Origin of the sequence: Pseudomonas sp. PS02302 (assembly GCF_029959585.1) — a bacterium.
Lineage (GTDB): Bacteria > Pseudomonadota > Gammaproteobacteria > Pseudomonadales > Pseudomonadaceae > Chryseomonas > Chryseomonas aestiva.
In genome coordinates this window covers 1-25295 of the sequence record NZ_JASCON010000049.1, presented here as the reverse complement: position 1 = coordinate 25295, position 25295 = coordinate 1, and the positions used below count along the sequence as shown (strand labels likewise).

At 63.0% G+C, this 25295-nt stretch carries 21 protein-coding genes and 1 pseudogene; 8 read left to right on the top strand and 14 right to left on the bottom strand.

Going from position 1 to position 25295, the window contains the following annotated elements; genetic code table 11:
* Positions 1-123: 123 nt before the first annotated feature.
* From QMX82_RS16535 to QMX82_RS16525, 3 genes are all read right to left on the bottom strand, one after another.
* Positions 124-891 carry an SDR family NAD(P)-dependent oxidoreductase gene (locus QMX82_RS16535; RefSeq protein ID WP_208692122.1) on the bottom strand — a complete coding sequence of 256 codons (768 nt, stop codon included), beginning with the start codon at positions 889-891 and terminating at the stop codon, positions 124-126.
* Positions 892-1277: 386 nt separating this feature from the next.
* Positions 1278-2072 (bottom strand): IclR family transcriptional regulator domain-containing protein, encoded by a 795-nt coding sequence (locus tag QMX82_RS16530; RefSeq protein ID WP_208692123.1) that lies wholly within the window; start codon positions 2070-2072, stop codon positions 1278-1280.
* A gap of 63 nt (positions 2073-2135) precedes the next feature.
* On the bottom strand, positions 2136-3590 hold the full coding sequence (locus QMX82_RS16525) for an NAD-dependent succinate-semialdehyde dehydrogenase (protein WP_261794024.1): 1455 nt from the start codon (positions 3588-3590) through the stop codon (positions 2136-2138).
* 115 nt (positions 3591-3705) lie between these two features.
* Between QMX82_RS16525 and QMX82_RS16520 the strand changes: the two genes are divergently transcribed.
* Positions 3706-5109: an aminotransferase gene (locus QMX82_RS16520; protein ID WP_261793885.1), complete on the top strand. Its 1404-nt coding sequence runs from the start codon at positions 3706-3708 to the stop codon at positions 5107-5109.
* A 42-nt stretch (positions 5110-5151) separates the two neighbouring features.
* Here QMX82_RS16520 and gcvPB read toward each other — a convergent pair whose 3' ends face one another.
* Both gcvPB and gcvPA read right to left on the bottom strand, forming a co-directional pair.
* On the bottom strand, positions 5152-6690 hold the full coding sequence (gene gcvPB, locus QMX82_RS16515; RefSeq protein ID WP_208692124.1) for an aminomethyl-transferring glycine dehydrogenase subunit GcvPB: 1539 nt from the start codon (positions 6688-6690) through the stop codon (positions 5152-5154).
* Positions 6683-8092, bottom strand: a complete 1410-nt coding sequence (gcvPA, locus tag QMX82_RS16510) for an aminomethyl-transferring glycine dehydrogenase subunit GcvPA (RefSeq protein ID WP_208692125.1) — start codon at positions 8090-8092, stop codon at positions 6683-6685. The genes gcvPB and gcvPA overlap by 8 nt, the downstream gene beginning before the upstream one ends.
* 111 nt (positions 8093-8203) lie before the next feature.
* On the opposite strand from gcvPA, the gene QMX82_RS16505 reads away from it, so the two are divergent.
* The 3 genes and pseudogenes from QMX82_RS16505 to QMX82_RS16495 all read left to right on the top strand — a co-directional run.
* The gene (locus QMX82_RS16505; protein WP_282285536.1) at positions 8204-9310 is read left to right on the top strand and encodes an ATP-NAD kinase family protein; all 1107 of its coding nucleotides are present in this window, start codon (positions 8204-8206) and stop codon (positions 9308-9310) included.
* A gap of 31 nt (positions 9311-9341) precedes the next feature.
* Positions 9342-10289 (top strand): 3-hydroxyacyl-CoA dehydrogenase, encoded by a 948-nt coding sequence (locus tag QMX82_RS16500; RefSeq protein WP_282285534.1) that lies wholly within the window; start codon positions 9342-9344, stop codon positions 10287-10289.
* 477 nt (positions 10290-10766) lie between these two features.
* Positions 10767-10910, top strand: a pseudogene (locus QMX82_RS16495) (cupin domain-containing protein); the annotation flags it as partial.
* Positions 10911-10948: 38 nt separating this feature from the next.
* On the opposite strand, the gene QMX82_RS16490 reads toward QMX82_RS16495, so the two are convergent.
* Genes QMX82_RS16490 through QMX82_RS16480 form a run of 3 tightly spaced genes read right to left on the bottom strand, consistent with a single transcriptional unit; the run spans position 10949 to position 14511 of the window.
* A complete protein-coding gene (locus QMX82_RS16490) occupies positions 10949-11968 on the bottom strand; it encodes a histone deacetylase family protein (RefSeq protein WP_208692128.1) in 1020 nt (339 codons plus the stop codon).
* A gap of 1 nt (position 11969) precedes the next feature.
* The gene (locus QMX82_RS16485) at positions 11970-13199 is read right to left on the bottom strand and encodes a Zn-dependent hydrolase (protein WP_282285530.1); all 1230 of its coding nucleotides are present in this window, start codon (positions 13197-13199) and stop codon (positions 11970-11972) included.
* A 16-nt stretch (positions 13200-13215) separates the two neighbouring features.
* Positions 13216-14511 carry an MFS transporter gene (locus QMX82_RS16480; RefSeq protein ID WP_282285528.1) on the bottom strand — a complete coding sequence of 432 codons (1296 nt, stop codon included), beginning with the start codon at positions 14509-14511 and terminating at the stop codon, positions 13216-13218.
* 239 nt (positions 14512-14750) lie between these two features.
* Here QMX82_RS16480 and QMX82_RS16475 point away from each other — a divergent pair, with 239 nt between their 5' ends.
* Both QMX82_RS16475 and QMX82_RS16470 read left to right on the top strand, forming a co-directional pair.
* Positions 14751-15737: a LysR family transcriptional regulator gene (locus tag QMX82_RS16475; RefSeq protein ID WP_282285526.1), complete on the top strand. Its 987-nt coding sequence runs from the start codon at positions 14751-14753 to the stop codon at positions 15735-15737.
* A gap of 72 nt (positions 15738-15809) precedes the next feature.
* Positions 15810-16670, top strand: a complete 861-nt coding sequence (locus QMX82_RS16470) for an ion transporter (protein ID WP_282285524.1) — start codon at positions 15810-15812, stop codon at positions 16668-16670.
* 15 nt (positions 16671-16685) lie between these two features.
* On the opposite strand, the gene QMX82_RS16465 is transcribed toward QMX82_RS16470, so the two are convergent.
* The gene (locus QMX82_RS16465) at positions 16686-17309 is read right to left on the bottom strand and encodes a glutathione S-transferase family protein (RefSeq protein ID WP_282285523.1); all 624 of its coding nucleotides are present in this window, start codon (positions 17307-17309) and stop codon (positions 16686-16688) included.
* Positions 17303-17935 (bottom strand): DJ-1/PfpI family protein, encoded by a 633-nt coding sequence (locus QMX82_RS16460; RefSeq protein WP_282285522.1) that lies wholly within the window; start codon positions 17933-17935, stop codon positions 17303-17305. Before QMX82_RS16460 ends, QMX82_RS16465 begins: the two co-directional genes overlap by 7 nt.
* A 245-nt stretch (positions 17936-18180) precedes the next feature.
* Here QMX82_RS16460 and QMX82_RS16455 point away from each other — a divergent pair, with 245 nt between their 5' ends.
* Positions 18181-19197: a GGDEF domain-containing protein gene (locus tag QMX82_RS16455; RefSeq protein ID WP_282285521.1), complete on the top strand. Its 1017-nt coding sequence runs from the start codon at positions 18181-18183 to the stop codon at positions 19195-19197.
* A gap of 6 nt (positions 19198-19203) precedes the next feature.
* On the opposite strand, the gene QMX82_RS16450 is transcribed toward QMX82_RS16455, so the two are convergent.
* From QMX82_RS16450 to QMX82_RS16440, 3 genes are all read right to left on the bottom strand, one after another.
* Positions 19204-19602, bottom strand: coding sequence for a septal ring lytic transglycosylase RlpA family protein (locus QMX82_RS16450; RefSeq protein WP_158892742.1), 399 nt, complete (start codon positions 19600-19602; stop codon positions 19204-19206).
* Between the two features lie 144 nt (positions 19603-19746).
* The gene (trhA, locus tag QMX82_RS16445; RefSeq protein WP_133863286.1) at positions 19747-20373 is read right to left on the bottom strand and encodes a PAQR family membrane homeostasis protein TrhA; all 627 of its coding nucleotides are present in this window, start codon (positions 20371-20373) and stop codon (positions 19747-19749) included.
* Positions 20374-20402: 29 nt separating this feature from the next.
* Positions 20403-21764: a cation:proton antiporter gene (locus QMX82_RS16440; RefSeq protein ID WP_282285518.1), complete on the bottom strand. Its 1362-nt coding sequence runs from the start codon at positions 21762-21764 to the stop codon at positions 20403-20405.
* Positions 21765-21943: 179 nt separating this feature from the next.
* On the opposite strand from QMX82_RS16440, the gene QMX82_RS16435 reads away from it, so the two are divergent.
* Positions 21944-24343 carry a DEAD/DEAH box helicase gene (locus QMX82_RS16435; RefSeq protein WP_282285515.1) on the top strand — a complete coding sequence of 800 codons (2400 nt, stop codon included), beginning with the start codon at positions 21944-21946 and terminating at the stop codon, positions 24341-24343.
* A gap of 354 nt (positions 24344-24697) precedes the next feature.
* On the opposite strand, the gene QMX82_RS16430 is transcribed toward QMX82_RS16435, so the two are convergent.
* Positions 24698-25165 (bottom strand): DUF4442 domain-containing protein, encoded by a 468-nt coding sequence (locus QMX82_RS16430; protein ID WP_208692136.1) that lies wholly within the window; start codon positions 25163-25165, stop codon positions 24698-24700.
* Positions 25166-25295 lie beyond the last annotated feature (130 nt).

Sequence of the window (25295 nt, the reverse complement as noted above, 5' to 3'; positions counted from 1 at the left end):
TATAGGGATGACCGGCGATGCCAGCACCAGCTGGACTATCAATGTCTGGCTTCGGCATCACCGTGTCAATTTATTTATTCGCCATACGAACATTTTTTACCATAGCGCACACTTTTTACAGAGTCAGCGGATGTAGCTGGCTCCATTTACATCCAGTGTCGCGCCGCTCAGATGCCGTGATCGGCCACTCGCCAGGAAGGCAACCAACGCTGCAATGTCATCCGGCGGCACCCACTCACCCATGGCCAGTTGCGCTGTCACACCCTCCTCGCCGCCCTGTGTCTGAGCAAAGGATTCCGACATCTGGGTGCGCACGACGCCTGGCGCGACGATGTAGGCCAGGATTCCTTGTTTTGCATAGGCTCGCGCCACTGTTTGGGTCATCGAACGCACGGCAGCCTTCGATGCGGCATAGGCGAGGGTGTCCGGATTTGTCACGCCGCGCTGCGCTGCCCAGCTGGAAATGGAAATCAGGATCCCACCGCCTGCTACTTGAAAATGCTTGACCGCGCGCCTGATCAAGCGCGCGGGCGCAAGCACATTCACACTGAGCGTTTCATCCCAAACAGCGTCCCAGGTTGCATCGTCACTGGCGAATCCACCATGCCAGCGCATGATCGCCGCATTGTTGATAAAGCCATCAATGCGTCCCTGCCAGGCCTCCGCCTCGTCCCACAGTCTCTCGACCGAGGCCAGGTCATGCAGGTCGGCTTGCACAAAGAGCTTGTTGGCTTGCGCAACACGGGAGAGCGCCTTTTCGGCCCCATCGCGATCGCTACCGTAGTGGGCGATCACCCGGGCACCAGCATCACCCAAGGCTGTAGCTATCGCAGCGCCGATACCTTTGGATGCGCCAGTAACAAGCAACGTCTTTCCTTCAAGGCTGAACATTGAGGACTCCACAAAAAAGGCACGTGCGCCGAGCATGCCTAGGCACGTGCTGACGAGAGGATCGGATCGCCGAGGCGATCTGCTGAATTAGGAAAGGGTGGCGCGACGCTCCCGTAACTTTTCAGCGTCGGGGCAGTGCCTAAAAGGCGGGAGGACAATCGAGTAGCAGCCTCGGATCGAAGGTGCTGACAGCGCTAGGTGCATCAGTGATGCTCCATCGTTTGAAGTGTTATTGTTTTCGATGTCTTGCTAACCTACTCCACAAATGTGCGCATTGCAAACTAATGTGCGCCATTTTATTTTCGCTGCCTTGATAGCCTCAGCAGAATTTGGGCAAAAAAAAGCGCCTTGATTCGATATCAAGGCGCTCGGCATTTCGGCTAGCGTTAGCCCTGAAGAGCCTGTGTGATGTTCTTCGAGGCCTCCAGCAGCTCGCTCAGGATTCGTGTACTCATGTCCTGCAAGGTGACGCGTTCGGTTGGACAGGGCACGTTGAGTGCAGCCACCACCCGTCCATCACGATCTCGGATGGGTACCGAAATCGAGCGCAAGCTGATTTCCAGTTCCTGATCGACGATGGACCAGCCTCGCAGTCGGGTTTCATTGATCAACTCACGCAGCTTCACCTTGGAGGTCACGGTGTGCTGTGTAAATTTAGTCAAGGTCGCCTTATCGAGATAGTCCTGCAGCTCTGATTCCGGTAGCGCAGCGAGGAGTACTCGCCCAGTGGATACGCTATGAGCAGGAGAGCGGCTACCAATTGAAATGCTGATGTTGACTACGCGCGTTGAGTTCGCTCGGGCTACGTAGATCACCGAATCGCCATCGAGAACCGCGGCAAAGCAGGACTCCTGCAGACGATCCGATAGAGCGCTCATAATCGGCTGCGCGACGTCCCAGATGTTCATCGATGACAGCGCCGAAAACCCGATTTCGAGGATCTTTGGCTTTAGGCTGAAGTATTTGCCATCGCTTTCGGCATAGCCTTCGCGCACGAGGGTCAGCAGAAAGCGCCGCGCAGTCGCTCGACTCATGCCACTGGCCTCCGCCACCTCACTCAGCGTGCGCCGGGGCGCATGTCGGGTGAACGTCTTGATAACCTCGAGGCCGCGAGCGAAGGAGCCGATGTAATCACGATCACGGCTTTCCAGGTCATCAATGGAGGATTCAGAGTCGAGCATCATAAAGCACCATGGTGAGTAAATTCTGTGCGACTAGCGCACAGATGTTTGAGCCGAAGGATATCAGCTCACCTGTGCCACGCATACGTATTTTAGCTCAGTGAATTCCTCGATGGCATGGTGCGAGCCTTCACGTCCTATGCCTGAAGACTTGACGCCACCGAACGGCGCGCCTTCATAGGATGTCGCCCCGGTATTGACCCCTACTATTCCCACTTCAAGCGCCTCGCTCACTCGCCAGACGCGTGCGTTGTCTCGTGTAAAGAAGTAGGCCGCCAGGCCAAACTCAGTGTCATTGGCAGCCGCTATGACTTCCTCTTCAGTATCAAAACGGAAGACAGGGGCTACAGGGCCAAACGTTTCCTCTACCGCGATGCGCATCTCGGCCGTGACGTTGGCGAGTACAGTAGGCTCGAAGAAGGTCTGGCCAAGGGCGTGACGCTTACCACCTGTAATTACCCGGGCGCCCAGTGCCAGGGCGTCTTCGATGTGCTCCTGCACTTTGAGCACCGCCGCCTCATCGATCAGTGGTCCCTGCTGTACACCAGGCAGCTGTCCGTCGCCCACCTTCAAGGCCGCGACTGCCTGCGCAAAGCGTTCGACGAATAGGTCGTGGATAGCACTCTGTACATAGATACGATTTGCACAGACGCACGTCTGGCCCATGTTGCGAAATTTGGAGGCCATAGCGCCGGCGACTGCAACGTCGATATCCGCATCATCGAAGACAATCAGAGGCGCATTACCACCCAGCTCCAATGCAACCTTCTTGATCGTCCCCGCAGCTTTTGCCATCAGCGAACGACCTACCTCTGTCGAGCCTGTGAAGGTGACTTTGCGCACCAGCGGGTGAGTGGATAACTCATCGCCCACTTCACCTGCGGCGCCAGTAACCACGCTGAATACGCCGGCTGGAAGACCCGCGCGCCGACCCAGCTCGGCAAGCGCCAAGGCCGAAAACGGGGTGGCACTGGCAGGCTTGAGAACCATGCTGCACCCCGCAGCGATGGCGGGACCTGCCTTACGGGGAATCATCGCCATTGGAAAATTCCAAGGCGTGATTGCTGCACACACGCCGATAGGCTGACGCAGTACCACTAGCCTTTGTCCTGGTTGAGCGGCGGGCAGGACCTCTCCATAAACGCGCTTTGCCTCCTCGGCAAACCATTCGAAAAATGCCGCACCATAGAGAATTTCACCTTTAGCCTCTGCCAGCGGCTTGCCCTGCTCTGCGGTGAGAATAAGGGCGAGATCATCGGCGTTTTCCACAATCAAGTCGTACCACCGCTTGACCACTCTTGCCCGCTCGACCGCTGGCCGGGCAGCCCACGCTCTGAAGGCGTCTTCGGCGCCTTCGATAGCCTCGGCAGTTTCCTTGCGACCCGCCTTCGGTACACGCCCGACCAGTTCGCCAGTACTGGGATTACCGACCTCAATCCAGTCACAGGCCTGCGGAACGGACCACGCTCCGTTGATGAAGATTGCCTGCTTGAGCAGCGAAGGATCTTTCAGGTCCAGCATGATTTTTTTCTCCATCGGGTTTTCTGGTGCTACATTTATGTTCGCGCTACGCCCATATCACCGCAGTGCGCACATTTTATCAACCAAAAAACGCAGTCGTTTAGGAGAACCCATGGATTCGCTGATGTCGTCTACCGATCTGCATGACCTAGACCGGCGCTACGCACTGCACCCCTTTACCGCCCTTGCCGAGCATGAGCGCAACGGCCCTTTGGTGATGACGAAGGGGCAGGGAGTATGGCTAGAAGATACGGCGGGACGCCGCTACATCGACTCCATGGCAGGGCTGTGGTGCGTCAACGTGGGCTATGGCCGCAGGGAGATCGCGGATACGCTGCATGCGCAGGCGCTGCGCCTGCCCTACTACCATTCGTTCTCTTCGATGGCGACCGATACACCGATCTTGCTTGCCGAAAAGTTGATCCAGATGTCGCCAGTACCCATGTCGAAGGTGTTCTTCGGTAACTCGGGCTCCGATGCCAATGACACCCAGGTAAAGCTTGTCTGGTACTACAACAATGCTCGCGGGCTGCCGCAGAAAAAGAAAATCATCGCTCGTAATCGCGGCTATCACGGAGTCACGGTCGTCGCTGCGGGGCTGACCGGATTACCAGGCATGCACGCCGGATTTGACCTACCACTGCCGTTCATTCGCCATACCACGGCGCCTCACCGTCTATGGCAAGCTGAACCCGGGCAGAGTGACGCCGCATTCGCGGCACGCCTCGCTGCCGACCTCGAAACCCTTATTCTTGCTGAAGGACCAGAGACTGTTGCCGCCATGATCATGGAGCCGGTCATGGGCGCAGGCGGAGTGATCGTACCCCCTGCCGGCTACTACCAAGAGATCCAAGCGGTGCTCGATAGGTACGATGTGCTTCTGATTGCCGATGAAGTGATCTGTGGATTTGGGCGGTTGGGTACCCAATTCGGCAGCGAAAAAATGGGCATGCGTCCAGACCTGATCACCGTCGCCAAAGGCATCACCTCAGCCTACGTTCCGTTATCGGCATGCATCGTGTCTGAGAAGATCTGGCAAGGACTGCTCCTGGGCGGTGAGCGGTACGGCACCTTCGCTCACGGCTACACCTATAGCGCACATCCCTTGGCGGCCGCAGTCGCCTTGACCAACCTGCGAATTATTGAGGAAGAGAACCTGGTAGCGCAGGCCGGCGCACGGGGCGATCTTATGCACCGGTTACTGCGGGAGACGTTTGCGGACCATCCGGCCGTGGGTGACATCCGTGGAGTAGGCTTGATGGGCGCAGTGGAGTTCGTGGCTGCACGCGATCCGGCAACCGCCTTCGATCCTTCCTTGAAGGTAGCACCTCGTATTGCAAAAGCCGCGCTGGAAGAAGGTCTGATCACGCGGGCTTTACCCCAAGGGGATTCAATTTCCTTCTCGCCGCCATTTGTAATCAGCGAAGAAGAGGTCGCCGAAATGGTCGCCCGAGCACGCCGAGCCGTGAACAAGGTTTTCAAGCAACTGCACGCAGAAGGTCACTGGAAAGGCTGAGGTGTGGCAGCCGGCGATGCTGTACGCATCGCCGGCAGTACCTCATTGAGGCTGAGGGTGTTTACGCTGGTAAGCACGCCACGTTGTTGCCCAGCGGGCCGGATCCTCAAGCGGACCGGTGTCGAGACGTCCAATGACATGGTTGTGGGGGGCCGTGCGCACTAATTCAGGGTCGTCATAGGCTTCCTGGCACACCTTGGCCAGAACAGCGATCCAGTAGTCAATGTCTTCTTTAGACCACATCTCTCCTGCCTCCGGCGTGAACGGCTGCGGGATGATCCAAGGCTCATGCGCGAGCCAGAACGCATCAACACCGTAGTCCACCATGCGATTTTGCACGTCGTACGCGCTAACCCCTGTCTCCTGCTCCAAGACCTCGAGACTGTAGCGTGTCATCTCCAGACGCCATGCCTTGATATGAGGGTGTGAACAAGTAACGCCCCGAATCTGGCTCAGTTTCTGCCCCATGTAGTTATTGGCCAGCACAGACAGATCAGACGCCTCAGCGATTCCATCTATCCCCATGGCTCGCACCCATGCATAGGCCTTGATCATTTGTGGAAGGTTGCCGAAAAACTCACGGACACGGCCGATACTTCCCTCGATACCCGGCTGCAGGCTATACCTGCCCTCCTCTTCTACCAGCAAGGGGCCTGGTAGATAGGGAATCAGCGCCTCGCTGCATCCGTATGCCCCAACCGCAGGGCCGCCGCCGCCTTTAGGTGCGCCGAAGGTCTTGTGGAGCATGAACATGCACGCATCAAAGCCCAGGTCCCGAGCTCTGATCTTGCTCATCACGCCATTGAAATTCGCGTGGTCGTAGAAGCAAAGGCCTCCTACTGCTTTCACAACCTTCACCCACTCGGTGATTTCTGGGTTGTAGATGCCCATGTCATCCGGATTGTTGATCATCAGCGCTGCTGTGCGCGGCGAGACAGCAGCTTTGAGGGAGTCAAGCGACGGATAGCCGTTGGGGCCGAGTGGCAGAGTGATGATCTTGAAACCCGCGGTCGCGGCGGTTGCGGGATTACAGGGGTGGGACTGGATCGAGGTGATGATCTCGTCTCGCGTGTCAAGCTCACCCCGTGCCGCATGATAGGCGCGGGTCACACACACATGTAGAAAGGCCGCGTCTGCACCGCCGGCGGCCTGAAACACAAAGCGGTCCATGCCTGACAACGCCCTCAAATTAAGATCGAGGTCGTGCATGATCTTCAGTGACCCTTGCAGCGTCGTATCCGGCTGACGAGGGTGCAATTGAGCCACCTCATCACGGGCAGTGATAGCTTCGTTGACCCGTGCGTTGTATTTCATGGTGCACGTCCCGAACAACGAGATACCCATCATGCCAAGGGTCTGTTGTGAGAGATGCAGGTAGTGACGCAGCACGTCAGGCTCGGACATCTCTGGTAACGCCGGAGCTATGTTGCGGCGCATACCTGGTGGAATAGCGCTCATATCGCCCGGAGCATCTGCACGAGGAAACAGGACGCCGCGACGCCCCGGACGGGACAGTGTCATCACGACGGGCTCGTCCCACACCGCCCCCTGGTACCGACGCAGCTTTACAGAGTCAGTCATGCTTGAGTACCTCGCGAAGGGCTTCAACTAAGCGATCGATGTCGGCGGCCTGGTGCAATTCGGTCACGCAATACAGCGCGCATTGACCCTGAGCCGGAAACTCCCGACTCAGGTCATGTCCGCCGAAAATGCCTTGAGCCAACAGACCCTCGTTGATCGCCGCAACGCTCTGGCCGCTAGCGCTGAAATCGATCACGAACTCCTTGAAGAAGTTATCGCCATAACGAATCGTCACGCCGGGCAATTCCGCTACGCGGCGTGACGCCAGGTGGGCTTGAGCGAAGATCAATTCGCCTACATCGACAAAGCCCTGCGGGCCCATCAACGACATGTAGACGGCATTGGCGATGGCCCATAGGTATACGGAATTACCCGTCCAGTCCTTACCGTTTTCTCGCAGTCCATAGGAAGATTGCTCGGCCAGGGAAAGGCCGAAACCCACCTCCCCTTCTCGCGCCGTACTGGTCGCACTGATTAGTAGCGTCGGGTACTCGCGGGCATAACGCTCTTCGTCACGAGTGGCGATGAAGCCGCCCAATCCCCCACCGCCGTACATGGGGATGCCCAATGGCTGAATGGTACCAACGACGATGTCGGCGCCGTATTCGGGGGGTGCGGCAAGCACACCCAGAGACAACGGATCTACTCCCACTACGAATTCGGCGCCAGCCGCATGCACCAGGTCCCCGATCCTAGACGCGCCACCGTCGATAAGGCCGAAATAGCTAGGAACCTCCAGATACACGGCTGCGACATGCTTGCCGAGTTTGTCCTGGAGGTCTTGCAGGTCCATGGCACCGGTAGCGGGGTCAGCTGCGATGAATTCAAGGATGAGCTCGTTGGCCATGTCCGGCTCGCAGTAGTTTCGGATCACGGCCAGACGCTCAGGATCAATGACCTCGGGTAGCAAAATCGTAGTGCGCTGGTTCAAGCGTGAAGCCATGCGTAAGGCGTTTCCTGCCGCGCACCCCCAGCTGTAAACCGGAAGTCCCACGTATTCACACCCTACAAGCTCACCCAGCTGGCTACTGAATTCAAACCAGGCCTGGCAACGCCCCTGGTCGGAAGACGGGGTCCCCCACACTGAGGTCAAAAACTCGCTCCGTCCGGCAATTTCACCGCAAATGGCTGGCACGTGATGCTGCCAGCAACCACCGCCCAGAAAGCTGAGGGTATCGGCGCAGTGACGGTTCCGGCCGAGCGTCTCTCGCAAGTGTCTGCCGAGTGAAATTTCTGAACGCATAGCGCCCATAAGTTCGGGTAAAGCCTGCAGCCGATGAGCATGCGGGATTTGCTCGAAAAGCGCTTCAATACTGCTGACCCCAAGGAAATCCAGCATCTGCTGTTTTATTTCCGGTACCGCGTTGGCCATAAACGGGTGTGCTGGACTGGCTTGACTCATTTTTCCTCCAGGCCCAATATGGGCCGCATGCGAACTTTAGTTGGCATTGCGCACAATCTACGTCGCATCGAGAAGGCTAGCAACCGGTCAATGATCCATAGGCGCACATCGATGACGATGAAGGTCGGTCTGGTAATCAATCCATACGCGGGGCTGGGAGGCTCTGTCGCCCTGAAAGGTAGCGATGGGATAGAGATCGTCGACCTGGCGCTTGAGCGTGGCGCTCAGCCACGGGCAGCAGACAGATGCATTCGTGCCCTGATGCGCATGAAGGGCAGTAACACGAGGCTGTTTACCGTTGCTGGTGAGATGGGTGAGTACGCCTGTCGCGCAGCAGGCATCGAGGCAACGGTGATTGCTACCCCATCAGCAACGCACACCGGGGCTGACAGTTCTGAGGCCTGCCGAGCATTGCGGTCAGAGGGAGTCGAGCTGATCTTATTTGGTGGGGGAGATGGTACGGCGCGCGATGTGGTTGCAGCCCTGTGCGAAACCCCGAGCCTGATCCTAGGTATTCCATGTGGGGTGAAAATGTACTCTGGCGTGTTCGCCCGTACCCCGGAACACGCGGGCGATCTCGTTCACCAGTGCGCCAATGGCACCGTAACGATCCGCGAGGCCGAATTACTCGATATCGACGAGCAAGCGATCCGTAGCGATCGGATCAGCACTCGCCTCCACGGCTACGCCAGAGTTCCTTCAGATCCACGGCATATGCAAAACGCCAAGGCGACGGGTGCTGACCCTGACCTCGCGGTCAGCGCGGCGGCACGAGGGTTCGCCTCGCAAATGCGCGCAGACAGCGTCTATTTCCTCGGCCCTGGCAGGACTGTTCAGGCATTGGCAGAACACCTTGATGGCAAGGCCACCCTGCTCGGCGTGGATGCTTATCTTGGGCATACCTTGATCTGTCGCGATGCCGAGGAGCTTGACCTATTGGCCTTGGCCAAGCGACATCCGGCTCATGTGGTTGTTGGCCTGACGGGGGGGCAAGGCTGCCTATTCGGTCGTGGTAACCAACAGATTAGCGCCGCCGTACTTGCCTTGATCAACCCTGAAAATCTGCATGTTTTCGCCAGCGTGACAAAGGTCGCTCAGCTCCCTGGAGGTCAGGTCTTCGTCGATACCGGTGACCCCGATATCAACGCTCGCTTCAGCACCTTTATTCGTGTGCACACCGGACCAAACCGCAGCGCCATGTTGCACGTAGTCAGCTGATCCCACCTTCCTAACAACAAGGAGCTCTGCAATGCATCCATCCGCACACGTGGCTGGCATTATCGGTTCTGGCAGCATCGGCGTCGCCTTTGCGATCGTTTTCGCCAGGGCGGGTTGGGCCGTCCGCCTATACGATCCAGACGCTGAACGCCTGAAGGTCGCGCGCCAAGAAATCATCAGCAAGTGTTCAGCCTTGCACCACTACTCATTGCTCCAGGAAACACCTGAGGTCATAAGTGCGCGAGTCGTGCTCTGCAGCGATCTCGCCAGTACTGTCGCTGGCGCTACTCTGATCCAGGAATGTGCCCCAGAACAACTCGCGCTCAAGATCGATCTCTTCCGCCAGCTGGACGACTTGGCGGAGCCTAGTGTGGTCCTGGCCAGTTCCTCATCTGCCCTGACAGCATCCAGCTTTGCGGAGACGCTGCCCGGTCGCAGCCGATGCCTTGTGGCTCATCCAGGCAACCCGCCGTACCTGCTGCCAGTCATCGAGATCGTCCCAGCGCCCTTTACCGATGCTAGGTGCGTCGATAAAGCCCTGGAGCTGTACGCTGAAGTCGGACTCGCACCCGTCCGACTGCGAAAGGAGATAGAGGGCTTCGTGTTCAATCGACTCCAAGGCGCACTGCTCAGAGAGGCCTATTGCCTGGTGCGCGATGGCGTCAGCAGTGTTGCTGATATCGACAAGGTAGTCAGCCATGGCCTTGGACTGCGCTGGGCCTTCATGGGGCCTTTCGAGACAGTCGATCTCAATACCCGCGGAGGTGTCGGGTCCCATGCCTTAAAAATGGGCCCGGCCTACGCTCGAATGGGGGCTGAGCGCGGTCAACACGATCCTTGGACGTCTGATCTGGTTGCCGAAGTGGAGGCACAGCGCCGGTCATTGATCCCGCTCGAGGAGTGGGAGGCACGAGTCGCTTGGCGAGACAGGGCGCTTATGGAGCGCGCAAGGGACGAAGTCCAGAGAAAGTTACAGTGACAAGCGCCGCGGATAGGTGCGTCTGAGACAGGCCTTATAAAGCCAAGCTTGTTCTACTGAAACCACAGGTGACTCACTACGCTAGGTCTCAGTAGTAACAAGCCGAATCATGAGACGACGCTGGCCGGTCAATGTCGTCTGCGGCGACGGGGACTGCAGCCTCGCGCTCGGCGCCGATAGCCCGCAGACAGACATCCAGACGAGGCTGACCAGGGTGCTAGGCCTGGCCGAGGCCACTAGCAGCATCAGAGACCGCGAATCCTGATCGTCTACCCATTGATTCAGGCAGGTGACTACTTCGCAAAGCCTGGCGAGCAAGGACCACAGAAGGCCTGGCTGACGTCTGGCTAGCAATAACGCCGCGGGCTGCAGCGCTCTGAAGCTCCAGGCCGATCACTCGCTTTCAAAGCTGGCGACTCCGGTAAAGCGCGGCCCCCCACTCAGTGACGATTCTTGAGACTCTACTCAGGTTTAACCTTCCAGGAGGGCTGCTGCATCATCACCCCCGATGGCCAGGAACCCATTCACCTCAAGGCCGGCGACATCTTCGTCGTCGAACCCGGCATGAAGGGCACCTGGGAAGTGGTCGAGACGGTGCGCAAGTATTTCGTCTTCGCCTGATCCCGCCAGGCCCCGGCACCGCTGCCGGGGCCCAGGCTTCAGCGACCGTCGAAGCCGCGGAAGAAGCGCTCGGCGTTGTCGCTCAGGGTATCCAGGTCGTACCCCCCTTCCTGCACGATCACCGTGGGCAGTCCCAGGGCCTTGATCCTTTCGCCCAGCACGCCGAATCCCGCCTGACTCACCGCCACCTTGGACTGCGGATCGTTTTCGTAGATGTCGAAGCCGAGGGACAGCACCAGCACGTCCGGCGCCCACAGCCGCAGCGCCGCCTCGGCTTCCTCCAGCCGGGCGAAGAAGTCCGCCTCGGAGGCGCCGTGGGGCATCGGCAGATTCAGGTTGCAGCCCTCGCCCCGCCCGCTGCCGCGTTCATCGGCGAAACCGGCCACCACCGGATAGAAATTGGTCGGATCGCCATGGATCGACAGGTAGCAGACGTCGTCCCGGTCATAGAAGATTTCCTGGATACCCTGGCCGTGGTGCATGTCGGTATCGAGGATGGCGACCCGAGCGAAGCGCGCGCGCAACTCCTGGGCCGCGATGGCGGCGCCATTCAGGTAGCAGAAGCCACCGGCCGCCTCGGCGCGGGCATGGTGCCCCGGTGGGCGACAGAGGGCATAGGCGGCTGGCGCGCCGTCCCGCACGCAGCGCGCCGCGGCGACCGCGCTCTGGGCGGAGCCATAGACGGCGGCCCAGGTCTGGGCGCCGATCGGGCAACTGCCGTCCGCCAGGTAGCGGGCGGTCTGGCCGAGGATGCCACGCAGCGGGTTGTTCTCGCGGACATAGATGTTCGACATCACCTCGTCACCCCAGTCCTCGGGCACCTGGTGCCAGTCGCGATAGGCATTCTCCAGGTAGGTCACATAGGCCTCGCCGTGCACGGCATGCAGTGGCGCGCGGCCGTGATCCGCCGGCTGTTCGAGGGGATAGCCCAGCCGTTCCACCGCGGCCAGCAGGGCGTCGAGGCGGGCCGGCACCTCCTGGGGGGTGCGCATCTGACCACGGGACAGGTAGCTGCGCGGATGATGCAGGCGCTGATCGGGATGGAAAAAGGTCTTCATGTCATCTCTCCTGATGGCCCGCGCGGGCCAGCACGGCATTGAACAGGACGTCGGCGCCGCGGCGGACGTCATCGAAACTGGCCGATTCGGCCTCGTTGTGGCTCAGCCCGCCGGCACAGGGGATGAAGATCATCGCCGTGGGGCAGTGCCTGGCCAGGTGGATGGCGTCGTGACCGGCGCCGCTGATGATGTCGCGGTGGGGATAGCCCAGCGCCTGGACCGCGTCGCGCACGGCGCCGACATAGTCGGCGGCAAAGGGGGTAGCAGGGCTCAGCCAGTGCCGCTGGACGTCCAGCGACAAGCCGCGCTCGTCGGCCACGGCGGCCAGGCATTCACGTGCGGCGGTTTCCAGCACTGCCAGGGTCTGGTCCTGGGGGTGACGCAGGTCCAGGGTGAAGTGCACCTCGCCGGCAATGGTGTTGCGCGAGGAGCGCGCCACGTCCAGTTGCCCCACGGTGACCAGTCCGTCGCCGAAGCGAGAAGCCAGATCCTCCAGCGCCGCCAGCATCCGGCCGACGCCGAACAGGGCATCCCGGCGCCTGGCCATGGGGGTGGTGCCGGCGTGGGCCGCGGTGCCGTGGACGCACACGTCGAGCCAGCAGATCGCCTGGCCCCCGGTGACCACGCCCACGGCCAGGCCTTCGTCTTCGAGCACCGGGCCCTGCTCGATATGGGCCTCGAGATAGCTATCGAAGGCCCGCCCCAACGGCTGGTCGCCGGCATAGCCGGTGCGTTCCAGACTCGTGGCCACGGAGATGCCGTCACGGTCGCAGGTCGCCAGGGCCTCGGCCAGGGGCAACTGCCCGGTGAAGACCGCGGAACCCAGCATGGCCGGCGTGAAGCGAGCACCCTCCTCGTTGGTCCAGACGGCGAGTTCCAGGGGTCGGTCGGTCTGGATGTCCGCGTCGTTCAGACTGCGCATCACCTCCAGCCCGGCGAGCACGCCATAGACGCCATCGAAGCGCCCGCCCTTGGGTTGGGTGTCCAGATGGCTGCCCATGACCACCGGCGTGGCCTGGTCATCAAGCCCCGGACGACGGGCAAACAGGTTGCCGATGGGGTCCACCGTCAGGCCGAGGCCGGCGGCCACGCACCACTGGCTGAACAACGCCCGCCCCTGGCGATCTTCTTCGCTCAGGGCCAGGCGACTGCTGCCCCCGGCCTCGCCCGGGCCGACCTCGGCCATGGCGGCCAGACTCTGCCAGAGGCGCTCACCATCAACTTTATACATGCGGGATTCCTTGTGCTCAGGCGGGAGAGACATGGGCGGTGGCCTCCCGGCGGCGCGCCAGGGCCGCCACGCACAGCAGCGACAGGCCGGCCAGCAGGGAGTAGAAGACCGCCAGCGGCCACCACTCGCCCGTGAAGCGATGGGCCAGCAGGGTGCCGACCATGGGGGTCAGGCCACCGGCAATGGCGCCACAGACCTGGTAGGCCATGGAGATGGCGGTGTAGCGCACCCGGGTAGCGAAGACGCCACTGACGAAGCCGGCGATCACCGCATAGAAGGACGCCATGCAGGCGGCCGCCAGGGCGATTCCCAGCACGATCAGCGGCGCCGAGCCGGTCTTGACCAGCACGAACATCGGATAGGGCGAGGCCATGGCCAGGGCCGCGATCAACAGCAGGAAACGTGCGCTGCCCATACGCTCGGCGAGCAGCGCGGCCAGCGGCTGGACCAGGAACTGGATGAGGGCGACGAACAGCAGGCAATCAAGGATCAGCGAGCGCGACAACTCCAGCACCTGGGTGGTGTAGCTGAGCATGAAGGTGTTGGTGAAATAGACCCCGGCGATGCCCAGGGTATTGGCGCCGATGCACAGTAGCAGCGGACGCCAGGCGGTACGCAGCACTTCGGCCGCCGGCGCCTTGGCCGTTTCCTGGCGCTCCTTCATCTCGGCGAATTCGGGGGACTCGTCCACGCCCAGGCGGATGGCCAGGCCGACCACCAGCAGCAGCGCGCTGGCCAGGAACGGCAGGCGCCAGCCCCAGTCGAGCAGATCCTCTTCCGGCAGGCTGGTGACGCTACGAAAGGCGATGATCGACAGGATCAGGCCGGCCGGGCTGCCCCACTGGGCGAAGGAGGCGAAAAAGGTCCGTCGACCGGCCGGTGCATGCTCGCCGGCCATCAGCACGGCGCCGCCCCATTCGCCACCCACGGCGATGCCCTGCACCACCCGCAGCAGGATCAGCAGGATCGGCGCCCAGACGCCGGCCTGGCTGTAGGTGGGTAGCACGCCGATGAGCACGGTGACCACGCCCATCATCAGCAGGGTGACGATCAGGGATTTCTTGCGACCGATGCGGTCGCCGATATGGCCGAAGACCAGGCCACCCACTGGCCGGGCGAAGAACCCCACGGCGAAGGTGCCGAAGGCGGCCAGGGTGCTCAGCAAGCGGTCTTCGGAGGGAAAGAACAGCTGGCCGAAGACCAGCGCGGCGGCCGTGGCAAAGATGTAGTAGTCGTACCACTCGATGGTGGTGCCCACGAAGGCAGCGGCGGCGGCGCGCCTGGGTTGGCGACGCGGTGAGGTGGACGGCATGCAGGGTGCTCCTATCGACTGCCGGAAAAGGACGCGGCGCGGCGGATCAACGGCCGGACGCACGGAGAGCGATGGGCAGGGGCGATCAGGGAGACATGGACGCAGCACTCCTGGGGGTATCGTTCTTGTTGGGCAGGAGAGAGAGAAGAATGCAGGAGCGTTCTAGGGCGCCTTGACGTCGTTATCCCTTGGCGGGCTAAGATTAGTCAATTTTCTAATTCTTATACCTATCTATAAGCATGGCTAATAATCAGGATGAACCGCTCTCCCACGCGCCCTTGCCAGACGGCCGACGCTTTCTCAACGATCGGCTGGACTGGAATCTCCTGCGCACCTATCTGGTGATCGTTCAGGAGGGCAGCGTGAGTCGTGCGGCCGCGCGGCTGCACCTGACACAGCCGGCGGTGAGCCAGGCCCTCAAGCGGCTGGAGGAACAACTCGATCGCGGGCTGATCATTCGCCGGGGGCCGCGCTTCGCCCTCACCGAGGCCGGCGAAGAGGTGGCCCGCATCGCCAGCGATCTCTATGGCAACGTCTCCCGCCTCGGCGCTGCGCTGGAGCGCTCAACGGAAACCGTGGTGGGCAAGGTGCGGATGCTCACCATCAGCCGCATCCAGTCGCGCTGCTACGACGACTTCCTCGCCGACTTCCACCGCCGCTTTCCGCGGGTGGAACTGGAGATCGACGTGATGCGCAGCTCGGACATCATCAGCTCCCTGCTGCAGAAGACCGCGACCCTGGGCCTCGCCCTCTGCCGTATTCCTCAGCCAAAACTGGAGCAACGGGTGCTGTTGCAGCAGCGCTATGCCTTTTTCTGCGGACGTCGCCATCCCCTGTTCGGGCGCAGTGACCTGTCGCTGGCCGACCTGCAGGGCGAGAACTTCGTCAGTTTCACCAGCGACCAGATTGGCGGCAGCCTCTCGCCGCTCACCATCTTCCGCGATCAGCAGGGCTTCACCGGACGGATCGTCGCTTCCTCACCCAGCCTCGAAGAAATCCGCCGCCTGGTCGGCGCCGGTTACGGCATCGGCTGTCTGCCCCAGCATGTAGTGGCCGATGACGTGGCCGCCGGCGAACTCTGGCGACTGCCGCCCGGCGAAGGCGTGGCCGATGTCGACGTGCACCTGCTCTGGCACCGCGAGCAGCGCATGACCCAGGCGGAAACGGCGCTGCTGGAAGGCTTCCAGCATCTGCTGGCGACCACCGAGGTGGCCGCGCGGCTCTAGGGCGCTTTCACTCTGGCAGTGGGAAGCGTCTTGCTATGCTGGTCCGCCGGATACCCCCGCTAAGGAGCTCCCATGGATCCCTACCCTCGCCCTGGCACCTGGCGAGAGCGCCTGTACGTCATCATCTTCCACACCTACACCCCGGCCGGAAGACTCTTCGACACCCTGCTGCTGGCGGTCATCATGGCCAGCCTGGGCGTGGTGATGCTGGACAGCATCCAGGCGATCCATCTGCGCTACGGCAGCTGGCTCTACGGACTGGAGTGGATCTTTACCGCCCTCTTCGCCCTTGAATACCTGCTGCGGGTGCTCTGCGCCCCCCGGCCGCGAGAGTACGTCTTCAGCTTCTACGGCCTGATCGATCTCCTCGCCGTGCTGCCGGCCTTTATCGCCCTGCTGGTTCCCGATGCCCAGTATCTGCTGGTCATCCGGGTGCTGCGGATGATGCGGGTGTTCCGCGTGCTCAAGTTGACGCCCTACCTGAGCCAGGCGGATTTCCTGATGGTGGCGCTGAGCAGCAGCCGGCAGAAGATCACCGTCTTCCTGCTGGCCATCTGCACCCTGGTGACCATGTTCGGCACCTTCATGTATGTCATCGAAGGACCGGCCAACGGCTTTACCAGCATCCCACGCAGCATCTACTGGGCGGTGGTGACCCTGACCACCGTGGGTTTCGGCGACATGGTGCCCAAGACGGCGCTGGGCCAGACCCTGGCGGGCATGATCATGATCACCGGTTATTCGATCATCGCCGTGCCCACTGGCATCTTTACCGCGGAGCTGGCCAATGCCATGCGCAGCGCCACCCTGCAACGCGACTGTCCGCACTGCCAGAAGCCCAGCCACGAACCCGATTCCTCCTTTTGCAATCGCTGCGGCAGCCCGCTGTTTCCCCGGCCTGAGACGAATCGGCAGGACGAGTCGGCTGCCTAGACCAGGCTCAGCGCCTCAGGGCGTCGCATCGCTGGCATAGCAGGCCCAGGCCGGGCGGGTGGCCAGGCGTTCGAGATAGGCCGCGATCGCCGGCGCCGCGAAGCGCTCCAGCGGGGTGCTGCGCCAGCGGTGCAGCGACAGGCCCAGGGCGATGTCGGCCAGGCTGAAGTGTTCGCCGGCCACATAGGGGCCGTGCTGCGCCAGATGCGCTTCCAGGATGGCGATGCGCTCGTTCCAGGCGGCGATACCTTGCGCCAGGCGCTGCGGATCAGGCTCCGCTGGCTGCTGCTTCACCAGGGCCAGATAGGCGTAGCTCCAGGCCGGATTGAGTTCGCAGGCCTGCCAGTCCAGCCACTGATCGACCCGTGCGCGGGCGCGCGGTGCGGTGGGATACAACGCTTCGCCACCATGGGCATTGGCCAGGTAGCGCAGGATGCTGTTGGATTCCCAGAGCACGAAGTCGCCGTCCAGCAGGACCGGGATCTGGCCATTGGGATTCCACTGCAGGTACTCGGCGGATTGCGCCGAGCGAAAGCCGGCGCCCCAGTCCTCGCGCTCATAACCCAGGCCCAGTTCGTCGAGGCACCAGAGCGCCTTGCGGACGTTGATCGAAGAGACGCGACCAAGGATTTTCAGCATGCCGAGGCGACCTCCAGAAATGGATGATTGAGATAGGGCTCGATATTGCCGAGCGCGCGCTGCACATAGTCCTCCTTCTCGCCCACCGGTGCCACGTAATGCAGCGCCTCCGCCGCGGCCTCGCGGCCCAGCAACCGGGCGATGGCCCAGGCCGCCAGGTAGCTGGAGGCCAGGCAGCCGCCGGCGGTGGCCAGGTTGCCACGGGCGAAGAAGGGCTGCGCCAGCACCTCGATGCCGGCTTCCTGCACCCAGGGCTTGGTGGTGAGATCGGTGCAGCCGGGTACGCCGTCGAGCAGGCCGAGGCGCGCCAGCAACAGGGTGCCGGAGCACTGGGCGCCGATCAGCTGGCGTCCGGGGTCGAGCACCGCCAGCTGTTCCAGCAGGGCGGCGTCTCGCGCCAGTTCCCGGGTACGGCTGCCACTGCCCACCAGCACGGCGGTGCAGTCCGCCAGTTCGTCGAAGCCGGCCTGACGCTCCAGGCGAACACCGTTCATGGAGGTCACGCAGGGAGTCGGCGCCATCAGCGAGACCCGCCAGTCCGGACGCTTGATGCGATTGAGGATGCCCAGGGCGATCAGGGAGTCCAGTTCGTTGAAGCCGTCGAAGGTGAGGATGGCGAGGTGCATGGGGCTACCAGGGGCGCGGGGTGAAGCGAGAGTCTCGGCCTCACGGGCGGGCGTCGGCCAGATACAGTGCCGCGCCAGGCTGGCCATACAGTCAGACCCGCCATCGGCAAACCGCTCTAACGCGGCCAATAGCACCCCTGCCCTACTTGGACGCACTAGCACTTAGCCAGTACAGTGACGCACCCTGGCCGAGCCATCGGCCGATTCGCCATCGCCCAGCGGCCCTACCCCTTTCCGAGATGTCGATGGACGACGATATTCGCTATGAACAGCATGTCCGCCGGGTGCTGCGCACGCCCCTGCTGGTGTTGCAGCCCCTGATGCTGGCGATGTGGCCGCTGAGTCTGTGGAGCAATCCGCTGATCGGCAGTCCCTACAAGGCGCGCTATCTCGCGCTGATGCTGCTGTTGCTGGGGATCAGCGCCCTGCTCAGCGTGGCACGCAGCGCGCGCATGATGAGTCTGACCTTCACCGGCAACATCTGGGCACTCGTCCTCGCCTTTCGCATCCAGATCCAGGATGGTGGCGCCCTGGGTCACTACTGGAATCTCCCCATCGCCGTCATCGTCGTGCTGGGCACCTGCGGCCTGACCTATCGCCTCTCCCACTACCTGACCACCCTCGCCGGCGCCGCCTTCATCCTCTTCGCCGGTCAGGCGCAACTGATACCCGCCGCCATGCCGGTGCAACTGGTCGGTTTGCTGGTCGGCGCCACCCTGGCCATCGGCATCGCCTACAACCACGCCAACAGCCAGTGGATGCGGCGCACCTTCATTCTCAAGGAGCGCTACCGGATTCTCGCGGAAACCGATGAACTCACCGGAATCGCCAACCGCCGCAAGCTCCTTGAGCAGGTCGACGCGGCACGCGGCGAGAGCGGGCAGGCGCCCAGGCATTTCGTCATGCTCGATATCGACAACTTCAAGGAGATCAACGACCGCCACGGCCATCAGGTCGGTGACCAGGTGCTGTTCGCCACGGCGCGGCAACTCGATCAGCTCGATCCGCGGTTGCAAGGCGGCCGGCTGGGCGGCGAGGAATTCGGGCTGCTGATCCGCGACCTCGACGAGGCACGGGTCAGTCAGTTGCTGGAAAGTCTGCGCAGGCGCCTGGCTGAGGCCGAGCCCCTGGGTATCCGCTTCAGTGCCGTGGCGCTGCGGCTCGCGCCGGCGCTGTCGCTGAACGAATTGCTGCGCCAGGCGGACGAGGGGCTCTATCGGGCCAAGCGCCAGGGCAAGGACCAGACCGTCTGGATCCGCTGAGGGTCGCTACTCCAGCTTTTCCACCTTTACCGCGGTGGTGCCGTCGTCGACCATGTCCACCCGCCGGGCAGCGGCGCGCGAAAGATCAATGATGCGGCCGCGGATATAGGGGCCGCGGTCGTTGATGCGCACCACCACGGCGCGGTCGTTTTCCAGATTGGTCACCTTGACCCGGGTGCCAAGCGGCAGGGTCTTGTGGGCGGCGACCAGTTCGTTGTTGTTGAAGGTCTCGCCACTGGCGGTTTCCTTGCCATGGAATTTGCGCGCATAGAAGGAGGCCTTGCCGCGCTGCTCGAAGCTGGCTTCCTTCTTGATTGGCGCAGCGACGGTCTTGGCATCCTTTTCCTGGCAGGCGCTGCAGGCGAGCAACAGGAGCAATACAAGAAATCTGGGACGGCTGAACACGTTTCACCTTCCTCTTCTTCTTCGTTTTGGGAAAGCAACGCACTGGGGAGTGGATTCAGCTATCTCAGAACCAATCCGCCACCCAAGGGTTCGCGAAGTATGGCCATAGGCCGCCATATCTGTGACAGACCCCGCAAGACCCGACTAGGGCGCCGGCAGCACGTACCTGAGGATGGCGACGAAATGCAGGGCGCTGCCGGCCATGACGAAGCCATGCCAGATGCCATGCCAGTGGCGGAAGCGATCGTCGAAGACAAAGAACAGGATGCCCACGGTATAGAGCACGCCGCCGGCCGCCAGCCAGGCGAAGCCTTCACCGCCCAGGCGATCCAGCAGCGGCCCCACCGCTACCAGCACGATCCAGCCCATGACGGCGTAGATCACCAGCGACAGGATGCGCGCCTCCGAGCGCGGCTTGAGCTCCTGCGCCATGCCGATCAGCGCCAGGCCCCAGACGATGCCGAACAGCGTCCAGCCCCAGGGCCCGCGCAGGGTGACCAGGCAGAACGGCGTGTAGCTGCCGGCGATCAGCAGATAGATCGACAGGTGATCGAGCTTCTGCAGCAGGCGTTTCGCGCGCCCCTTCACGCTGTGGTAGAGGGTCGAGACGCTGTAGAGGATCACCAGCGCGACCCCGTAGATGGCCACGCTGACGATGCGCCAGGGATCGCCCTGCAGGCTGGCCAGCACCACCAGGGTGATGGCGCCGGCCAGGGCCAGCAGGGCGCCGACCAGATGGGTCCAGGCATTGAGACGTTCGCCGTGATACATGCGTCCTCCGGTATGGGTCGCAAACGGGCTCAGGGTCTCGCCGAGCTCTCGCGACGGGCAGTGAGGCGCTCGTAGCGGTCGAGCAGCGGCTGGATGGAAATCCCGTGGACCGCGATGCTCAAGGCCACCACCGACAGGGTCAGGTCGACGATGGTCCCGGCCCAGTCGGCCGTGACGTGATGCGTGAGCGCGTAGCACAGATAATACAGGCTACCGATGCCACGGATGCCGAACCAGCCGATCAGCGCACCCTGGTGGCGATCGATGCGGGTGAAGGGCAGCATGGTGGCCACGCCCAGCGGGCGGATCACCACGAACAGCAAGGCGCCCAGCAGCAGCGCGCGGCTGTCCCAGTGAGTGATCAGCACCACCCCGAGCAGGGTCACCAGCAGCACCTCGAAGGAGCGCTCCACCAGGCTGCCGAAGGCCAGCATGTCACCCATCATCACCCCGGCCGCCATCCGCGGCTCTTCGATGTCCTCCGCGCTGCCCACGGTGGCGCGCTCCGGCGCGCCGGTGAGATGACCGATCACCGGCTGCGCCAGGTGCTCGGAAGGCACTTCCGCGTGGCCGGAGGTCTGCACCTCGGCCTGGCGCAGGCCCAGACCGGCGGCGAACACCGAGAGAAAGCCGAAGGCACCGATCTCGTCGGCCAGCACATAGGACAGGGCGATCAGCGCCAGGGCGAGAAAGTCATTGGGCGAGATGGTGCTGTCGCCATGCCGGGCGCGCAGGAAGATCATCAGCCGCCCGACCCCCTTGCCCATGAAATAGCCCAGCAGCAGCCCCGCCGGCACCCCCCAGACCACGTTCTTGAGGAACCACTCCAGGGTCCAGCCCCACTGCAGTTCACCATGCTGCAGGAGCAGCAGGCCGAGCAGCACGAAGGGAAAGGCGGTGCCATCGTTGAGACCCGCCTCGCCGGAGAGACCGAAGCGTACCCGGTCGAAATCCTGGGCGTGATTGACCTGCACCAAGCCGGCCAGCACCGGATCGGTGGGCGCGAGGATGGCGCCGATCAGCAAGGCCACACCCCAGGGCAAGCCGAGCAGGTAATGAGCCACCAGGCAGACGCCGGCGATGCTGAGGATCATCACCGGGCCGGCCAGCAGATAGGCGCCGTGCCAGGAGGAGCGATGGAAGGACAACCGCAGCTTGAGGCCGCTGACGAAGAGCGAGAAGAGTACCGCCACCTCGGTCAAGTGGCCGATCCAGGTCGCCGACTCCTGGAAGTCGACCTCGGCGAGGCCCAGGCCGATGGGACTGATGAGCATGCCGAAGGCCAGACAGACCACCGAGGTAGTGACCGGCAGCCAGCGCAGATAGGCAGACGTCAGGGCCAGGATCATCAACAGCGATCCCAACACCCCGACCCAGACGAGAAAAGTCATGTGGGTAGCGTGATCCAGAACAGAAGAAGGAGAGCGGGTGGCGAGCGTCACCCTTCTGATGGAGACTGCGCAAACGCAGCCACGGTGCCCGCTATCTGCCGAATGGCGCGCGCAGCCGTGACCCCGTGCCCATCGCCGGGGTCCCAACCCTATAGTCCCCAAGGAAAATCTCTCCTCGCATGAGCGATCACCGCCTCCGCAAGCAACGCCGCCTCGAACGCCTGCAGCGCTTCCTCGACTGGGCCGGCCGCACCCATCCCGACTTCGTCGCCAGGCAACAGCATCAGGAACTCTGGTTCAAGCCCTATTCGGCCTATCCCCTGCCGCACCTGGGACGGATCGCCAAGGCCTTCTGGCTGGGTCTCGACGAAGCCGCCGCGGTGGCTGCGGGCAGCGCGCCCGATCCCGACAGCCTGCTGGGCCAGGCGCTGCTCAATGCCGGCAAGACCTTCGGCTATGCGGTGGATGTCTTCGGCAGTGAAAAGCTCTTTACCGGCGGCGCGGCGAGCGAATTGCTCGAACCCCACTGGGCGTTGAATCTGGCCGACAGCGCTTGCGCCGAAACCTTCGCCGCCGCGGTCAGCGAATGCCTGGGTGATGCCGTGCGCCAACGTCTGAGAATCCTGGCGGACCCCTTCGCCGAGCTGGCCGACGAAGATCGCCAGCGGGTGCTGGAGCGGGTGCCCCAGGCGCTGATCCGCCTGGACGACTTCCTGCCACGGGCGGTGGAGGTGCTCAACGAGACGCGCCACGAACTGAGATTCAACGTGGTCCTGACCCACGAGGACATCCGCCTGGAGATTCCCCGGCGGCTGGCGGCCAACCAGGGCCGCCTGCTCGGCGCTGCCGATGTCGCCGCGCTCAGGGCCGAAGCCGAGGCGGACCTGCGCGAGCGTTTCGCCGTGCTGGTGGGCGAAGCCGATGCCCTGGACTTCGATCTGCACCAGCTGGGCACGCCGCGGCTGCAGGAGCTGATGCGCCTGGAAGCCGACAAGCTGCGCCGCGCCCTGCGCCACGCCGTGACCCAGCAGCGCGAGAAGATGGCCTTCGCCGTGCTGCTGGAAAACAACCCGCGTTTCGGCCAGTACCACCAGAACTATCCGGCCCGGCGGCTGACCCGCACCTGGACCGCCCTGCTCGGCCCCACCAACAGCGGCAAGACCCACAGATCCATCGAGGCCATGGCGGCGGTGACCCATGCCATCTACCTCTCGCCGCTGCGGCTGATGGCCCTGGAAAACCAGGAGCGCCTGGAATCCCTCGGCGTACCCTGCTCGCTGGTCACCGGCGAGGAGGAGATCATCCGTCCGGGCGCCACCCATTTCTGCTGCACCGTCGAGGAATTCGCCCGCTTCCGCCGCCAGCAGTGGGAGGTGGTGGTGGTCGACGAGGTGCAGATGCTGGCCGATCCGCAGCGCGGCTGGGCCTGGGTCGATGCCCTGGTCAGCGCCCACACCAAACGCCTGCTGATGACCGGTCCGGCGCTGATCGAACCCTCGCTGCGCACCCTCTGCGCGCTGTGCGAGGACCGCCTGGAGATCAAACCCACCAAGCGCCTGTCACCGGTCACGGTGGCGCGCCACGCCACCACCCTGGAACGCCTGGAACCAGGTTCGCTGCTGGTGGCCTTCAGCCGGCGGGTGGTGCTGGAACTCAAGGGCCTGCTGGAGGTGGCCGGCCGCCGGGTCTCGGTGGTCTACGGCGCCCTCTCGCCGGAGGTGCGCCGGGAGCAGGCACGGCGCTTCCGCGAAGGCGAGACCGAGATCATGGTCGCCACCGATGCGGTGGGCATGGGTCTCAACCTGCCGGCCCACACCCTGTGCTTCTACACCGACGAGAAATTCGACGGGGTGGAGAACCGTCCGCTGCGGGTGCAGGAGGTCAAGCAGATCGGCGGTCGCGCCGGGCGTTTCGGTCACCATGCCGAAGGCGAGATCACCGCGCTGGAGCCCCATGTGCTGCGCAACATCAAGCGGCTGTTCCACAGTCCGGACGATCCGGTGGACCTGCACCAGTTCCAGGTGCGGCCGAGCCTGGAGCACCTCCGTGCGCTGTCCGAGTTCATGGAAGAGCCCAGCCTGCTGCGCACCTGGCTGACCTTCAATCGCAACATCAACTATGGCGACGCCTTCGTCTCGGTACTGCCCGACGAGCTGGCCGAGTGGATCAAGCTGATCGACCTGCCCGGCATCGATTTCCAGCTGCGCTGGATCTTCGCCTGCACGCCGATCCGCGGCGGCCTGGAGGGCCCGGCCAGCGGCCAGGCCCAGCGCTGGCTGCGCAGCGTCGCCCGCGGCGAGCCGGTGGACCTGCCGCGCATCCCCATGGGCACCGATCTCGCCGGGCTGGAAAGCGCCCTGCACGTGGTGGAGACCTATCTGCACCTGTCGCGCAGCCTGCCCGAGCTGTTTCCGGCCCTGGAGCGCGGCCAGGACCATCGTGACCTGCTCAACGACGCCATCACCCGGGAGCTGTCGCGCCGGCGGCGGCCACGCGGCCAGGAAAAGGGTCAGGGCAAAGGCAAGGGCGAGCGCCGCCAGGGACGGGGCGAACGCCGTGGCGGACGCTTCGGCCGTTAGTTTCGTAGGTTGGCGCCGAGCGCAGCGAAGCCCAACAACGTGGCCACTGGATGGAGGCACCGCCTCATCTATCGGTCAAGGCAACCGGTCATTGGAAAAGGCTACGCGGTATTCCACGCTACGGCGATGCGGCAGGGTAGTCCACCAAGCTGCAGCCTCCGCAGGAGCGGCCGCGTCGGCGGACCGCCATGGCCGCAATAAAGACAGTTGCTCCTACAGACCCTAGTGTGGAAAACGGCGCAGCCTTTTCCACGGGGAGTTCGCCGCGAGGGACTCCCTTAACTCAGCCCTCTCCCCAGGGGAGAGGGGGCGCTTTGCGCGGAGGTTCGTCTTCGGTGGCTCAGACGGTTGCTGCTACAGGGACTTCGCCAGCGGAGCCCGTGCCTTGAAGCTCCAGGTAAAGCAGAATTCCGCCACCTGGTCGCCGCTTTCGTCGGTACCGACGCTGCGCAGGCTCAGGGTCTGGGGCTCGCTCGTCGCGCGCGCCTGGACCAGCGCTGCGGCGATGGCCGCGCCCTGGTCGCAGCGAAAGACCAGGGTGCCCACGGCCTTCTTGCTGAAGGTCGCGCTCATGGCCACCACCAGCATGGCATAGCGGCTGCCGGAGCGGCGGATGTGCCGGTCGGCGAGGATGCCGGTGGAAAATTCCGCCGCCATGCCCTCCACTGCCCAGAACATGCTCTTGAAGGGATTCTGGTTCAGCCAGCCATGGGTGACCTGTATCTGGCAGCCGGCATCGTCCAGGTGCCGCAGGCGCAGACCGGCGATCTTGGCGATGGGCACCTTGGTCCAGACGAAGAGATTGAACAGCAGTCGATTCATGGCGAGCGCATCCGGCAGCCTGGCCGGAGCGCCAGGTGCCCGCAGCTTAGCGCTTCGTCCCGGGCCGCTCCACGACTGGCGGACGCGGCCCGGCAGACAGTTCGCGACCCCCGGGTCGCGTGGCCGGGCC